Annotated in this window: 11 protein-coding genes; all 11 read right to left on the reverse strand. The window is 72.4% G+C overall.

Going from position 1 to position 14,277, the window contains the following annotated elements:
• Positions 1 to 73 precede the first annotated feature (73 nt).
• The 11 genes from ACPYO4_RS09625 to ACPYO4_RS09675 all read right to left on the reverse strand — a co-directional run bounded on the left by ACPYO4_RS09625 (position 74) and on the right by ACPYO4_RS09675 (position 14,233).
• Positions 74 to 1,765: a dihydroxyacetone kinase family protein gene (locus ACPYO4_RS09625; RefSeq protein ID WP_425709012.1), complete on the reverse strand. Its 1,692-nt coding sequence runs from the start codon at positions 1,763 to 1,765 to the stop codon at positions 74 to 76.
• Positions 1,766 to 1,908: 143 nt separating this feature from the next.
• Complete coding sequence (locus ACPYO4_RS09630) at positions 1,909 to 2,964, reverse strand: alcohol dehydrogenase catalytic domain-containing protein (protein WP_425709013.1); 1,056 nt, start codon at positions 2,962 to 2,964, stop codon at positions 1,909 to 1,911.
• A gap of 169 nt (positions 2,965 to 3,133) precedes the next feature.
• On the reverse strand, positions 3,134 to 3,919 hold the full coding sequence (locus ACPYO4_RS09635) for a DeoR/GlpR family DNA-binding transcription regulator (RefSeq protein ID WP_425709014.1): 786 nt from the start codon (positions 3,917 to 3,919) through the stop codon (positions 3,134 to 3,136).
• A gap of 46 nt (positions 3,920 to 3,965) precedes the next feature.
• Positions 3,966 to 5,000: an NAD(P)H-dependent glycerol-3-phosphate dehydrogenase gene (locus tag ACPYO4_RS09640; RefSeq protein WP_425709015.1), complete on the reverse strand. Its 1,035-nt coding sequence runs from the start codon at positions 4,998 to 5,000 to the stop codon at positions 3,966 to 3,968.
• Positions 5,001 to 5,162: 162 nt separating this feature from the next.
• Entirely contained in the window at positions 5,163 to 6,674 is a 1,512-nt protein-coding gene (locus ACPYO4_RS09645; RefSeq protein WP_425709016.1) for a xylulokinase, read from the reverse strand.
• Positions 6,671 to 7,735 (reverse strand): NAD(P)H-dependent glycerol-3-phosphate dehydrogenase, encoded by a 1,065-nt coding sequence (locus ACPYO4_RS09650; protein ID WP_425709017.1) that lies wholly within the window; start codon positions 7,733 to 7,735, stop codon positions 6,671 to 6,673. Before ACPYO4_RS09650 ends, ACPYO4_RS09645 begins: the two co-directional genes overlap by 4 nt.
• A gap of 32 nt (positions 7,736 to 7,767) precedes the next feature.
• Entirely contained in the window at positions 7,768 to 8,511 is a 744-nt protein-coding gene (locus ACPYO4_RS09655; RefSeq protein ID WP_425709018.1) for an L-ribulose-5-phosphate 4-epimerase, read from the reverse strand.
• Positions 8,512 to 8,513: 2 nt separating this feature from the next.
• Entirely contained in the window at positions 8,514 to 10,196 is a 1,683-nt protein-coding gene (locus tag ACPYO4_RS09660; protein WP_425709019.1) for a ribulokinase, read from the reverse strand.
• Positions 10,197 to 10,302: 106 nt separating this feature from the next.
• Positions 10,303 to 11,670 carry a sn-glycerol-1-phosphate dehydrogenase gene (locus tag ACPYO4_RS09665; protein ID WP_425709020.1) on the reverse strand — a complete coding sequence of 456 codons (1,368 nt, stop codon included), beginning with the start codon at positions 11,668 to 11,670 and terminating at the stop codon, positions 10,303 to 10,305.
• Between the two features lie 44 nt (positions 11,671 to 11,714).
• On the reverse strand, positions 11,715 to 13,280 hold the full coding sequence (locus tag ACPYO4_RS09670) for an FGGY-family carbohydrate kinase (RefSeq protein WP_425709021.1): 1,566 nt from the start codon (positions 13,278 to 13,280) through the stop codon (positions 11,715 to 11,717).
• 98 nt (positions 13,281 to 13,378) lie between these two features.
• The gene (locus ACPYO4_RS09675; protein ID WP_425709022.1) at positions 13,379 to 14,233 is read right to left on the reverse strand and encodes an HAD-IIA family hydrolase; all 855 of its coding nucleotides are present in this window, start codon (positions 14,231 to 14,233) and stop codon (positions 13,379 to 13,381) included.
• Positions 14,234 to 14,277: the final 44 nt, after the last annotated feature.

The raw sequence follows: 14,277 nt of genomic DNA on the forward strand, positions 1-14,277 counted from the left end.
GCGCTCTCGGCGCGAGGTCCGTCTCCTCAGCTCGCTCCAACCACGATCTCGGCGCCGAGTCCCGCGCCTCGCCTCAGTGCGCCGTGCCCGCGTGCCGAGCGATCGTGCGGACGACCAGCGCCGCGGAGACCGCGCCGGGGTCCGCGTGCCCCACGGACTTCTCCGCGAGCGGACGCGCGCGCCCGAGCTTGGGCCGCATCTGCTCGGTCGACTCCGAGCCCTGCTGGGCAGCCACCGCGGCGGCCGCCCAGTCGCCCTCGCCGAGGGCGTCGATCGCGGGCAGCAGTGCGTCGAGCATCGTCTTGTCACCCGCGACCGCCCCGCCCACGCGGGCGACGGCGTCCACCGCGGCCTTGGCGGCCCGAACGAGGTCGGCGTTGCTCGGCGACCCGGTGTCGGACAGCTCGCCTGCGGCCGCGTTGAGCAGTGCGCCCCACAGCGCGCCCGAGGTGCCGCCGGCTCGGTCGGACCAGGTCTCGCCGGCCCGGCCGAGCGCGGTGCGCAGGCCCGCTCCGGCGTCGACGGCCTCCCGTGCCGAGGCGAGCGCCTCGCTCGAGCCGCGCGCCATCCCCGTGCCGTGGTCGCCGTCGCCCGCGAACGTGTCGAGCTCACCGAGCTCCTCCTTCTTCGCGGCGAGCGCCTCGGACACCGACGAGAGCACCTCGACGAGGCGTGCCGCGGCGGCCTTCCCGGCGTCGTCGGCGTCGGGGATCGCCTGCTCGGCGGACTCGACCTGCTGGATCTCCTCGGCGCTGAGCTCCTCGCCGGCGATCTGCCCCATCTTCACGGTCGGCGTGTCGCAGGGGGCCTTCCACAGCCGCTCGAGCTCGTCGTCGACCCACACCAGCGTCAAGGAGACCCCGCCCATGTCCAGCGAGGTGACGAGCTCGCCCACGAGCCGGTCGACCACGGTGAGGCCGGCGGCCTCGAGCTGGCTCTCGATGGTGCGGTAGGCGACGAACATCTCCTCGTACTTCGCGGTGCCGAGCCCGTTGAACAGGACGACGACGCGTCCGTCGGCGCCCTCGGGACGCTCCTTGAGCACGGTGTCGACGAGGGTGGTGGCCACCTCGTCGGCGGTCCCGAGGTCCGTCTCGTCGATGCCGGGCTCGCCGTGGACGCCGAGGCCGATGCCGAGCCGGCCCTCTGGCACGGTGAACAGCGGCTCGGACGAGCCGGGCAGGGTGCAGCCCGAGAACGCGACGCCGAGGGTCCGAGTGCGGTCGTTGGCGTGGCGGAACACGCGCTCGACCTCGTCGATGTCCATGCCCTCCTCGGCCGCGGCGGAGGCGATCTTGAATACCGGGAGGTCGCCGGAGATGCCGCGGCGCTTGTCGATCTCGTCCTCGGTCGCGGAGGCGATGTCGTCCGTGACGACCAGCGCGCGGGCGTCGATGCCGTCGGCACGCAGGCGCTCGACGGCGTCGCCGAAGTGGAGGACGTCGCCGGCGTAGTTGCCGAAGCCGATGATGACGCCGCCGCCGCGCTCGGCCGCCTTCGCGACCGACACGGCCTGGGCGGCCGACGGCGACGCGAAGATGTTCCCGGTGACGCCGCCGTCGGCGAAGCCCGGGCCGACCCAGCCCATGAACGCCGGGTAGTGGCCCGTCCCGCCGCCGGTGAGGACGGCGACCTTGCCCTTCGGGGTGCGGGTGGCTCGGACGACGCCGCCGTACACCTCACGGACGTGGTGGGGGAACGCGGCAGCGAATCCGGCGACGAGCTCGGCCGGGAAGTCCGACGGGTCGTTGACGAGCTTGGTCATGACAGCTCCTTCGGTGTCGATCTGGTGGGGGTGATGGGTAGATGGGTGGATGGGTGGACGGACGTGCGGGGGCGGGACGTGGCTGGTCGGGGCGGGTCTGGTCAGGTCGGGTGTGCTCGGGTCGGTCAGGGCGCGGCGCCGGATCAGGTCGCAGCGGCGGTCGTCCCGCCGGGGACGACGGCGACCTTGAGCCCGCCCCGCTGAGCGGTGAGCTCGACGGCGTCGAGCGCGTGGTCGAGGTCGAACCGGTGGGTGACGTAGCGCGAGCCGTCGACGGCGCCGGACGCCAGCAGGCCGACGGCCTCGTGGTAGTCGGACCGGCGGCAGTTCGAGCCGCCGGTGACGGTGAGCTGGCCGTAGTGGATGTCGTTCGGGTCGATGACGGCGGTCCCGCCCTTGGGGAACCCGGCGAACGCGCTCACGCGCCCGCCCACGCGCACGAGGCGGGAGGCCTCGTTGAACAGCTCGGGCGCACCGATGGAGATGACGGCGACGTCGGCGCCGCGGCCGTCGGTCAGCGCCCGCAGCTCGGCGTCGAGGTCGTCGGTGGCCGGGTCGAGGGCGAGGGTCGCGCCCATGTCGAGCGCGACCTGGCGCCGCTCGGCGGAGCGGTTGGTGACGACGACGTGGCGCGCGCCACGCAGGAGCGCCACCTGGAGGTGGAGCAGCCCGATCGGGCCGGCCCCCATGACGAGCACCGTGTCGCCGAGCTCGACGGTGTACTCGCGCAGCCCGTTGAGCACGCAGGCGAGCGGCTCGGCCAGCGCGAGGTGTGCGGGGTCCATGCCCGACGGGGCCGGCACGAGGTTCCCGCGCGCGACGGCGTCGGCGGGCACGAGCTGGTACTCGGCCAGGCCGCCGTCGACCTGGTAGCCGAACAGCCGGGCCTGCTCGCAGTGGTGCTCGAGGTCGCGGCGGCAGTAGAAGCACGAGCCGCACGAGATCGTCGGCAGGACCGCGACCAGGTCGCCGGCCTCCACCGCGGTCACTCCGTCGCCGACCTCGGCGACGACGCCGGCCGCCTCGTGGCCGAGCACGACCCCGGGCCGGGCGTCCTTCTCCCCCCGCAGCAGCCGCACGTCGGTGCCGCACACGGTGTTCGCGGCGACCCTCAGCAGCACCTCGCCGGGGCCCGGGCTCGGGGTCGGCACTTCCGTGAGGACGACGTCCCCCTTCCCGCGCAGGACGACGGCCCTCATCGGGCGGCCCTCGGGTCGGTGAGGATCTGGTGCGTCGTCGGCATCGGGATCTCCTTGGGTGACGGGGACGGGGCGGACAGGATGGTCAGGGCCGGCGGTGCGCCGGTGGTCGGCGGTCCCGCGGTCGTACCGTGGCCAGACGGCGCCGGGACGGCCCTTCGTGCGGCGGTCATGACACGTGGACCCGCAGGCCGAGGTCGCGCAGGTGCTCGACCCGCTCGGCGGACAGGGCGGAGGGGACGACCACGTCGTCGACCTGGGCGAGGTCGGCGACCCGGTGCATCGCGCGCCGGCTGAACTTGCTCGAGTCGACCACGAGGATCTTGCGCACCGACCGCGCGAGCATGGCGCGCTTGACCTCCGTGACGTCGCCGTCGGGGTGGTGCATCGCGTCGTCCCAGATCGCGGTGGCCGACATGACGCAGCAGTCGGCGCTGAGCTCGCGCAGCGCCGCCACGGTCGACGGGCCGTGGTAGGCCTGCGCCCACGGCGTCCAGCGTCCGCCGACCATGTGCAGCCGCACCCCCTCCATCGCCTGGGCTGCGGTGGCGACGAACTGGCAGTGGGTGATGACCGTGAGACCGCTCGTGGCGCCGAGCGCGCGCAGGACGTGCAGGCCGGTCGTCGAGTCGTCGAGCATAAGCACGCTGTCCGGGGCGACGAGCCGGGCCGCGACGGCGCCGAGCTCGTCCTTGACCTCCGTGTCACGCGCGAGCCGGTAGGCGGCCGACGCCTCGACGAGCGAGGTGACCACGGACGTCACCGTGCCGCGCGAGCGCGCGAGCAGGCCCAGCTGCTCGAGCGCCGCCAGGTCCCGGTAGACGGTCATCGCCGAGACGCCCAGCTCGGCGACAAGCTCCTCGACCTGGACGGAGCCGCGCTCGACCACGATGTCCGCCAGGCGGTGGCGGCGGCGGTTGAGCTCGCCGGCGCCCCGCGCGTCCTCCTGCGTCATCGGCCGCGCGCACCGGTCGCCGGCGGGCCGTCCGCGAGCACCCCGCTCACGGCAGCACCGCGGCCGCGACGCGTCCGGCCGGGTCGTCGGCGCCGTCGATGACGTCCGCGACGGCGGACAGCAGGGGCATGCGCTCGGTGAGGCCGCCGCCGACCTGCCGGGCGAGCCGGACCGCGAGACCGGCGGCGGGCACGCCCTCGACGGTCTGCTCGGCGGCCTCCATCGCGGCGAGGGCCTCCGTGGCCTCCTCGCCGGCGCCGATCCGGGAGCCGTAGACCTTGTTGCGTCCGGACAGACCGGTGACCTCGAGGTCGCCGACGCCGGCGAGCCCGTAGACGGTCTCGGCGCGGCCGCCGAGAGCCTGACCGAGGAGCGCGATCTCGCGCACCGCCTGGGCGAAGGTGGCGGCCTTGAGGTTGTGGAACGGCTCGCCGTGGGCCTCCTGGAGACCGTCGGCGAGCCCGAGGGCGATCGCGTAGACGTTCTTCATCGGCGCGCTGACCTCGAGCCCCACCTCGTCCGCGGACGGCTCGATCCGGTAGGTGGTCGAGCTGAGCGCCGCCGCCACCTCACGGACGACCGCCTCGTCCTTCCCCGCGTAGAGGGTCGCGGTCCAGCGGTCGGCGGCGACCTCGTTGGCCTTGCACGGGCCGCCGACGGCGACGATCGGCGGCAGGGGCGTGCCACTCGCCGCGGCGACGCGCCGCACGGCGTCGGGCAGGAGCTCGATGCGCCCCTCGGCGTCCGGGGCGAAGCCCTTGGAGGTGAGCAGGAGCACCCGTGCCCGTGCGATGCCGGACAGGGCCAGCTCGGCGACCTTCTCGACCCCGACGGACGCGACGGCGAGGACGACGTACTCGGCCCCGTCGAGGGCGGCCTCGATCTCGCCGGACCGGAAGAGCCGGGTGCCCTCGGCCACGGGGACCTGCGTGCGCGGGTGGGGCTCGCCCGCCTCGACGGCGTCGAGCAGGTGGTCGTCGAGCCAGGTCCCCCACAGGCGGACCTCGTGGCCCTGGGCGCGATAGGGCGTGGCGAGCGCGGAACCCATGGCCCCTGCGCCGAGGATGGTGATCGTCGTCATGTCGCTGCCTCGATTCGTCGGTGAACCTCGTCGGCCCAACCGCGAGCCGCCCGCATCATCCCACACTTCGGATGTGACAAACAACAGGCATCCCGTGAATCGGGTGGGCCCGTGGAGGCCGAAGCCGCGGGCCGGGACACTCCTGCCCCGGCCCGCGTCCGTTCACTCGCCCCCCAGCTCCCAGAGCCGCTCGTAGACCGGCTCGAGGTGCTCGTAGAGCGTGGCCTGGGCGTCGCCCCAGCGCGCGTACTCCTCGCCGCGACGCTCGTCGGGCTCGGTGACGTGGCCGGTCCTGGCCATGGCTCGGGCGGTGGCCGCGACGTCGCCGTGGACCCCCGTGTGGGCCATCGCGAGCACGGCGGCGCCCTGGGCGGAGACCTCGTCGACGCCGGAGGCGACGATCGGCAGCCCGACGGTGTCCGCGAGGATCTGCGTCCACAGGTCCGAGCGCGACCCGCCGCCCGTGGCCCGCAGCTCGGTGAGCCGCGTCCCGGTCCCCCGCTGCATGCCGGCGAGGTTCTGCCGCAGCTCGTAGGCCGTCCCCTCGAGGATCGAGCGATACATGTGGGCGCGCGTGTGGCTGCCGCCGAACCCGACCATCGCCCCGCTCGCCACGGGGTTCCACCACGGCGACTGCACGGCGTTCCAGTACGGGAGCGTGAGCAGGCCCTCGGCGCCGATCGGGACCTTGGCGGCCGCCGCCTCCAGCTCGGGGTCCGGCCGGCCGTCGAGCTCGGGCCGACCGAGCTCGGAGCGGAACCAGTTCGCGAGCACCGAGCCGGAGTTCTGCACGATCTCCAGGACGTACTGCCCGGCGAGCCCGGCGGCAAGGGTGCGGTACTCGCGCCCGTAGCGGTAGTCCGCGGAGTGCACCCCCGCGACGATCGACGTGCCGATGTTGATGTACGCGACCTCGGGCTCGATCGCGGCGGTGCCCAGGCCGGAGCCCTGCCCGTCGCCGAGACCGGAGATCACCGGCACGGTGTGCTTGAGCCCCCAGTGCTGGGCGACCTCGAGGTCCAGCTCGCCGACCACCTCGCCCGGCGCGGCCAGCTCGGCCATCTGCTCGCGCGTGACGCCGGCGAGCTCGAGCAGCTGCTCGGAGTAGTCGAGCGCCTCGATGTCGAACAGCGCGAGCGTGTCGGCCGACGCGTGGGAGGAGACCCACCGTCCGGTCATCGCATGGACGAGGTAGGCGTGCACGTCGACGACCTTCGCCGCGCGCTGAAAGATCTCCGGCTCGTTCTCCTTGAGCCAGATCATCTTGTACAGCGCGGGCGTCGTGTCGCCGGGTTTGCCGGAGAGCCGGTGGATCTCGTCCGAGCCGTGCTCGCGGATCTGCTTGGCGGCGCGCGAGTCGAGCCACAGCACGGCGTTGCGGATCGGACGGCCGGACGCGTCCACCGGCACGAAGCTCTCGCGCTGGTGAGTGATCGCGACGGCCGCGACGCGTGCCTTCTGATCGGCGCTCAGCCCGCCGACGGCCTTGCCGACCGCCGCGTCGGTGGAGAACCACCACTGCCGCGCGTCGTGCTCGTAGTGGTTCATCCTGGGCTGGAGCAGGTCGATGTCGGCCCGGCCCTCGCTGACGGTGGTGCCGCTGGGGTCCACCACCACGGCCTTGGTGGCCGACGTCGAGGAGTCGATGGCGATGACCAGCGGGTCGTCGGTCATGACCGGCCCCCGAAGAACTCGTCCCAGGGCAGCGAGATCGGCTCGTCGCGGGCGATGATCCCGTGGAGGTGGCGCAGCAGCGGGAACTCGTGCGCCTCGAGGACGCCCCGATCGATCTGCTTCTCGATCGCCGCGCCGACCACGCGGATGGCGTTGACGCCCTCGAGGGTGACGCCCTTCATCAGGGAGTCGCGCACCTCGGAGAACGGGACGCCGGAGCCGACATAGGTGCCGGCCTTGACGTTGCGCCCCCCGGCCGAGGTCACGTGCATGTCGCCCACGCCGGGCAGCCCCCACACCATCTTCGGGTCGCCGCCGAGGATCTCGTAGAACCGGTGCATCTCCTGGGCGCCCTGGGCGAAGATCGCCGCCGTGAGGTTGAGGCGGCGGTAGCGGTCGTTCGCGTCGTCGCCCTCGGCCCGCTGGAGGCCCTCGCCGAACCCGGCGGCGAACGCGTAGATGTTCTTCGTGGCGGCGCCGATCTCGGCGCCGAGGAAGTCGGTCGACGTCCACACGTGGTAGTAGTCCGTGCGGAACATGTCCGCCAGGCGCTCGACGACGTCCTCCTTGTCGCCGCAGAACACGACGGCGGTGTCGTGGCCGACCGCCAGCTCGCCGGCGATCGACGGGCCGACGATCGCGGCCCAGTCCACCTGGCCGGCGAGCTCCTCGCCGACGATCCGCTTGAGGGCGTCGGGGATCATCTCCAGGTTGCCGTCGTCGTCGGCGAGCATGCCCTTGGTGACCGACAGGACGGTCTGGCCGGGCCGCAGGAGCCGGGCCAGCTGCTCACCCACCCAGTCGACGCCGAAGGAGTTCACCCCCGACATCACCACGTCCGCGCCGTCGAAGGCCTGCTCGGCCTCCTCCAGCTGGTAGGCGGCGATCCCCTCCTCGACGACGAGGTCGAGGTCGGGGTGCCGGCCCGTGGTCCGGATCGACTCGATGATGTCCCGGTCCAGGTGCGTGCCGACGAGACGGACCTCGTGGCCGTTCTGGCGCAGCGGGTAGGTCAGCGCCGTGGCCATGATGCCGGACCCGAGGACGACGACGGTGGTCATGTGGGTGCTCCTTCGCGCGGGTGGTGGGGTTCTCAGTTCTGACCGTAGACGCCCTGGTAGCGCTCGTAGAGGCGCGTGACGGCGTCGTCGGGCACGGGCACGGGCTCACCGAGCTGGCGCGACACGTGGACGGTGCGCGCCACCTCCTCGCACATGACGGCCGCCTTGACGGCCGCCCGTGCGTCCTTCCCGATGGTGAACGGACCGTGGTTCTGCATGAGCACGGCCGGCGAGCGGTGGTCGCGCAGGGTCTCGACGATGCCGCGACCGATCGAGTCGTCGCCGATGATCGCGAACGGCCCGACGGGGATCTCCCCGCCGAACTCGTCCGCCATCATCGTGAGCGCGCAGGGCACGGCCTCTCCCCGGGCGGCCCACGCGACGGCGTAGGTCGAGTGCGTGTGCACCACTCCCCCGACGTCGGGCATGTGCCGGTAGACGTAGGCGTGCGCGGCCGTGTCCGACGACGGGCTGAGCACTCGGGACGCGTCCGGCTCGCTCAGCGCCCGGCCCCACAGGTCGGTGACGACCATGAGCTCCGGAGCGAGCTCGTCGTAGCTGACGCCGGAGGGTTTGATGACCATGAGGTCCTCGCCCCCCTCGACGGCCACACGTGCCGAGACGTTGCCCGCGGTCCACACGACGAGCCCCCAACGGGGCAGCTCGGCGTGCAGGGCGGCGACCTCCGCGCGCGCCCGGGCGACGTCGTCGCGCACCTCGGCCGGGAGGTCCGCCAGGGCGGGGACCTCCCCGCGCGGGGTGTCGACGTCCGCCACGGTCACCTCGTGGCGCCCCGGGCGGCCGCCCGGGCGCGGATCGCCTTGAGCCGGTGCATGAGCTCGTTGCCGCCCCGGCCGAAGTAGTCGTGCAGGGTGACGTACTCGGCGTAGAGCTCGTCGTAGAGCTTCGCGCGCGCCTCGCTGGGCAGGTAGGCGTTGCGGACCTTGCCGCCCATGGCCTCCGAGGCCTCCTGGATGGTGCCGTACTCACCGGCCGCGACGGCCGCGTGGACCGCCGAGCCGAGTGCCCCGGCGTGCGCCGCCGTCGCGACCGAGATCGGCAGGCGGGTGACGTCGGAGAACAGCTGCATGAGGAACTTGTTCTTCAGCAGGCCGCCGGCGGCGACGAACTCGGTGAGCTCGACGCCGTGCTCCTTGAAGGTGTCGACGATCATGCGGGCGCCGAACGCCGTCGACTCGAGCAGCGCGCGGTACTGGTCCTCCGGGCGCGTGGTCAGCGTGGTGCCGATCATCAGGCCGGACAGGTCCGTGTCCACGAGCACCGACCTGTTGCCGCCGTGCCAGTCGAGGGCGACGAGACCGTGCTCGCCGATCTCCTGCTTCGCCCCGAGGTCGGTGAGGTAGTCGTGGACCGACTTCTTCGCCTTCTTCGCGGCCTCGTGGTACTCGGGCGGGACGCTGTGGTCGACGAACCAGCCGAAGATGTCGCCGACGGCGGACTGGCCGCCCTCGAAGCCCCACAGGCCGTCGACGATGCCGCCGTCGACGACGCCGAACATGCCGGGCACCTCGACGAGCTCCGGTCCAGAGACGACGTATACGGCGGAGGTGCCGAGGATCGCGGTGAGCTGGCCGGCCTCGACGGCCTTGACCGCGGCGGCGGTGACGTGGGCGTCGATGTTGCCGACCGCGACCGCGGTCCCGGCGTCGAGGCCCATGAGCTTCGCGAACTCCTCGTTCAGCTCGCCGGCCTTCGACGCCAGCGGCGCGACGGGCGCGGACATCTTCTCCTCGAAGACACCGCCGAAGTCGGGGTTGAGCGCCTCGAGGTACTCGCGCGAGGGGTACTGCCCGTCCTGGTACATGCGCTTGTAGCCGGAGTCGCCGGCGGACTGGACGAGCGTGCCGGTCATCTTCCAGACGATCCAGTCCAGGGCGTTGACGAAGACGTCGGTGGCCGCGTAGACCTCCGGGTCCTCCTCGAGGGTCTCCAGGACCTTGGGCAGGAGCAGCTCGGAGGAGATGGTGTTCCCGTAGCGTCCGAGCCAGGTCTCGCCGCGCTCCTTGGCCACCTCGACGATGCGCGTGGCCTGCTCCTGGCCGCCGTGGTGCTTCCACAGCTTGACCCAGGCGTGGGGCCGGTTGCGGAACTCCTCGAGCGTGCACAGCGGGGTGCCGTCCTCCTTGGCGGCGACGACGGTCGCGGAGGTGAAGTCGATGCCCACCCCGACGACCTGGTCGGGCGTGATGTCGGCGTCGTTCATGGCCGCGGGCACGGCCTTCCTGAGCACGTGGATGTAGTCGTCCGGGTCCTGCAGCGCGAACTCGGGCGGGAGCTTCGAACCGTCCGCGGCGTCGAGCGTGCGGTCCATGACCGCGTGCGGGTAGTCGACGATGATCGAGGAGCCCTTCTCGAGGCCGTCGCTGACCCGGATGATGCTCGCGCGTCCGGAGAGCGTGCCGAAGTCGATACCGATGACGAACTTGCTGTCCTTGGTCACGATGATGCCTTCCTCCCGGCGCTCAGGATGACGCCGACGTGGGTGGCGGGAGCGGACGAGCGCGGTCGGCGGGGCCCGGCTCCCGCCGGTCCGGGCCCCCGACCGTTCAGCGTGCGTCGTCCCGGGCCCAGTAGCCGTCCGGCCCGAAGAGCTCCTCGACGCACTCCTCGAGCAGGCCGACCTCGAGCAGGAGGTCGAGGATCGTGTAGCGCGAGCGGATCGTCTGCGCGCGGTAGTAGGTCAGCCGGAACCGCTCCATGTCGATGTCGATCTGCTCCGGGTGGTAGACCGCCCCGACGGCCCGGAGCATCTCGCGGGCCTCGGCGGCCGGGACGAGCTGCTCGCGGCAGCGGCTGACGATGGTCGGCCACTGCTCGACGACGAGCTCGAGCCGCGCGCGCAGCTCCTCGGGCTCGAGGTACTTCTTCAGCGTCTGCTCCACGGCCGGCTCGACGAGCGGCGCGGCGCGCTCCGCCGTGTGCATGGCGCGCACCCGGGCCTCCATCTCCTCGCGCGAGGGCCAGGCGGTGACCAGGGCGTCGATGTTGATGCCGGGAACGTCCTTGGTGAGCGCCACCTCGAACAGGGCGCAGATGGCCACCGTGCCGAGGCCGACCTTGAACCCGTGCGAGAGGGGCGGCTCCCAGTCCAGGCCGTGGCCCTCCATCTCCCAGGTGTGGGAGAACTGGTGGCCCGCGCCGGAGGCCGGCCGTGAGCTCTGGTGGGCCTGCATCGCCAGACCGGACATCAGCAGGCCCTCGGCGAGGCCGGCGAGCGCGTCGGGGTCGGAGGTGGCCAGGTCGGCGGGACGCGAGAGGGACTCGCGCAGCGGGCCCTGGACCAGGCCCCACACGTACTCGTCGACGGGCTCGACCCCGAGGATGTCGGAGACGATCCAGTCGGCGCCGGCGGGGACCTTCTCGACGAGGTCGCCGAACCCGGTGGCGGTGAGGCGCTGCGGGGCCGTCGCCATGAGGTCGAGGTCGGCGACCAGGGCCGTCGGTGCCGGGCAGTTGCGGGTGATCTTGAAGCCGTCCTTGGTGATGGACGAGCCGAACGCCGCGTAGCCGTCCATCGAGGCGGCCGTGCAGACGTTCATGTAGGGGCGCTCGAGCTCGCCCGAGGCGAGCTTGACGATGTCGTTGAGCGTGCCCGCGCCGATCGAGCAGGCGACCGCGTCGGTGCCCCGCAGGTGCTCACGGATCAGCTCGACGTTCTCGTAGCCCGCGTACAGGGTCGGGACGCCCGGGAACACGTAGGGCTCGTCGAGGTCGATACCGGCGGCGCGCAGCGACGCCGTCACCGCCTCCCCGGCGAGGTCCCACGTGTTGCCGTCGGCCACCACGATGCCGCGCCGGCCCGGGAACTGCTCGGCGAACACGTCCCCGGTCCGGTCCACCACCCCTCGTCCGTGGACGATCGCCTTGGTGTCGGTGGCGGTGCTCAGTGCGGTGGCGATCAGGTCCTCGGTCATGACAGCTTCTCCTTCTCGGCGTGGGCTTGGTGGTGCGCGGCGGTTCAGCCGGCGACGTGGTCGACGGTGTCGTGGATGAGCCCCTGCAGCGCCGGGTACTGCTTCGCGTACTGGTCGACGTAGAAGGAGTACTCCTCGTGGCGGGCCTTGTTCGGCTCGAGCCGCGCGCGCGTGTGCACCATCGCCTCGGCGGCCTCCTGGACCGAGGGGTGCAGGCCTGCGCCGGTCGCGGCGAGGATGCAGGAACCGAGGGTGACGGCGTCGCCGACCTCGGTGAGCGTGATCGGCACGCCGGTGACGTCGGCGTGCATCTGGATCCAGTCCCCGGACTTCAGCGCGCCGCCGGCGGCGACGAACTCCTCGACCTCGAGGCCGCCCTCGCGCAGCCCCCGCATGTTGAGCTCGACGCCGTAGGCGACCGACTCCTGGACGGCCTTGTACAGGTGTGCCCGGGTGTGGGAGAGCGACAGGCCGGAGACGGTGCCGCGCGCCTTGGAGTCGGAGTACGGCGTGCGGTTGCCCTGGAAGTACTCGGTGAAGATCACGCCGTCGGACCCGGGCGGGATGTCGCGCGCCTGGGCGTTGAGCACGTCGTAGGGGTTGAGGCCGGTGCGCTCGGCGGCGTCGACGATGTCCTGGCAGAACTCGTCCCGGAACCACTTGAGGACGGAGCCGGAGGACGTCAGCGAGGTCTCGACCGTGTACTGGCCGGGGACCACGCCGTCGACGTACCCGCCGAAGAACCCCGGTCCCGAGATCGGCTCGGCGCTCTGGCCGGACATCACGTGGCTGGAGCCCGTCACGAGGGTCATCTTGCCGGGGCTGAGGACGCCCAGGCCGATCTGGCCGTGCCAGGCGTCGCCGCCGCCCTGCGCGACGGGCGTCCCCGGCGTCAGCCCGAGCTCCTCGGCGGCGTGGGAGGTGAGGCCGCCGACTGCCACGCCCAGGTCGTTGACGGTCTCGGGGAGCTTGTCGAACACGTCGCCGGCGCCGGCCGCCTCGTAGAGGTCCACCGGCCAGCCGCCGTTGTCGCGGTCGTAGTAGGACCGGTGCGCGGCCGTGTTGATGTTGAGGGTCCACTGGCCCGTGAGCTGGTAGGTCAACCAGTCGGGCGCGTCGATGAGACGGTACGCGGCGTCGTACGTGTCGGGCTCGTTCTCCTTGAGCCAGGCCGCCTTGAACGGGTACCACTCGGCGGTCGGCGGGAGCGTGCCGTCACCGGTGTACCGCGTGGCCGGCGAGGGGTGCCCGACGACGCGCTGGGCCTGCTCGGTGGCCCGCACGTCCATCCACATGATCGCGGGGCGCAGGGCCTTGCCGGTCCGGTCCATGGCGACGACCGTCATCGTCGTCGCGTCGTAGGAGATGCCCTTGATGTCGCGACCGGCCAGGCCGGACTCGCGCATCGCCTTGGCGGTCGACGCCTTGAGCGCCTCCCACCAGTCGGTCGGGGACTGCTCCGCCCAGCCCGGGCGGGGGTGGGTCGTGCGGTAGGTCGTCGCCGCGAAGACGACGGGCCGACCGACGAGGTCGAATATCCCGACCCGGCAGCTCTCGGTGCCGAAGTCGATGCCCATGACGAACGGGCCGGTGGGGGTACGAGCAGACATCGTCGCCTCTCTTCGCTGGACGTCCTCCCGCGCGACCTCGCGCGGGCGGTCGGTGGGGGTCGGCGCGGCCGCGCCGGATCTGGTCGGTCGGTGCCTGGTCAGTCGGTGTCGTCGTCGGTCCAGCCGAGCGCCTCCCGTTCGGCGGCGGGGATCAGGTGGTCGATGCGGCTCAGCGCGAAGGTGGGCTGCTCCTCGGCCGGCAGCGCCTCGGCGTCGTCGAGGGTGTTGTCACCGGTGAGGACGAGCGTGGACGCCATCGACGTGCGCACGGCCATGCCGATGTCGGTCGCGAGGCGGTCGCCGACCATCATGCAGCGCGACGGGTCGACGTCGAGGCCCACGAGGGCCGCCTCGAGCATCGCTCCCTCGGGCTTGCCCATGTTGGCCTGCAGCGTGGCCCCGGTCGTCGCCTCGATGGCGGCGACGATGCCGGCGGCGTCGGGCTCGCCACGGCCGCCCGGGAACGGGCAGTAGCGGTCGGGGTTCGTCGTGATGAGGAACGCCCGCTCGTGGAACCAGATCGCGTCGAACGCGATCTGCAGCTTGCGGTAGTCGAAGGTCCGGTCGTAGGACGCGATGACGATGTCGATCTCCGCGGGATCCTCGGATCGCCGGATCCCGGCGGCGTCGAGCGCCCGCAGGAGCGGGGGCTCCGCGATGGGGAAGACGGTCGCGTCGGGGTGGTGGGCCTGGAGCCACCGCACGGTCGTCACGACCGTGTTGGCGATCTCGTCGACCGGGGTCGGCAGCCCGAGGCCCTCGAGCTTGGTCGCGTACTCGGCGGGGTCCTTGGTGGGGTTGTTCGACAGGAACCGGACCGGGAGCTCGCGCCGGTGGAGCTCCTCGATGAGTCGCTTCGCACCCGGGAGGAGGTGGTCGCCCAGGTAGATCGTCCCGTCCATGTCGAAGACGTAGGCCTCGTAGAAACCGGTGGGACCGGCCTGGTCGATCATGTGGTGCTGCCCTTCTGCGTGTGCGGTACGGCGGACGTGGCCCG

This window comes from Georgenia sp. Z1491, from assembly GCF_049856175.1.
Lineage (GTDB): Bacteria > Actinomycetota > Actinomycetes > Actinomycetales > Actinomycetaceae > JB111.

Excerpts from the sequence above, each read along its gene's own strand:
- ACPYO4_RS09635 (WP_425709014.1), bottom strand. The coding sequence starts at position 3,919 with ATGACGCAGGAGGACGCGCGGGGCGCCGGCGAGCTCAACCGCCGCCGC.
- ACPYO4_RS09650 (WP_425709017.1), bottom strand. The coding sequence starts at position 7,735 with ATGACCACCGTCGTCGTCCTCGGGTCCGGCATCATGGCCACGGCGCTG.
- ACPYO4_RS09670 (WP_425709021.1), bottom strand. The coding sequence starts at position 13,280 with ATGTCTGCTCGTACCCCCACCGGCCCGTTCGTCATGGGCATCGACTTC.
- ACPYO4_RS09630 (WP_425709013.1), bottom strand. The coding sequence starts at position 2,964 with ATGAGGGCCGTCGTCCTGCGCGGGAAGGGGGACGTCGTCCTCACGGAA.
- ACPYO4_RS09640 (WP_425709015.1), bottom strand. The coding sequence starts at position 5,000 with ATGACGACGATCACCATCCTCGGCGCAGGGGCCATGGGTTCCGCGCTC.
- ACPYO4_RS09665 (WP_425709020.1), bottom strand. The coding sequence starts at position 11,670 with ATGACCGAGGACCTGATCGCCACCGCACTGAGCACCGCCACCGACACC.
- ACPYO4_RS09625 (WP_425709012.1), bottom strand. The coding sequence starts at position 1,765 with ATGACCAAGCTCGTCAACGACCCGTCGGACTTCCCGGCCGAGCTCGTC.
- ACPYO4_RS09645 (WP_425709016.1), bottom strand. The coding sequence starts at position 6,674 with ATGACCGACGACCCGCTGGTCATCGCCATCGACTCCTCGACGTCGGCC.
- ACPYO4_RS09675 (WP_425709022.1), bottom strand. The coding sequence starts at position 14,233 with ATGATCGACCAGGCCGGTCCCACCGGTTTCTACGAGGCCTACGTCTTC.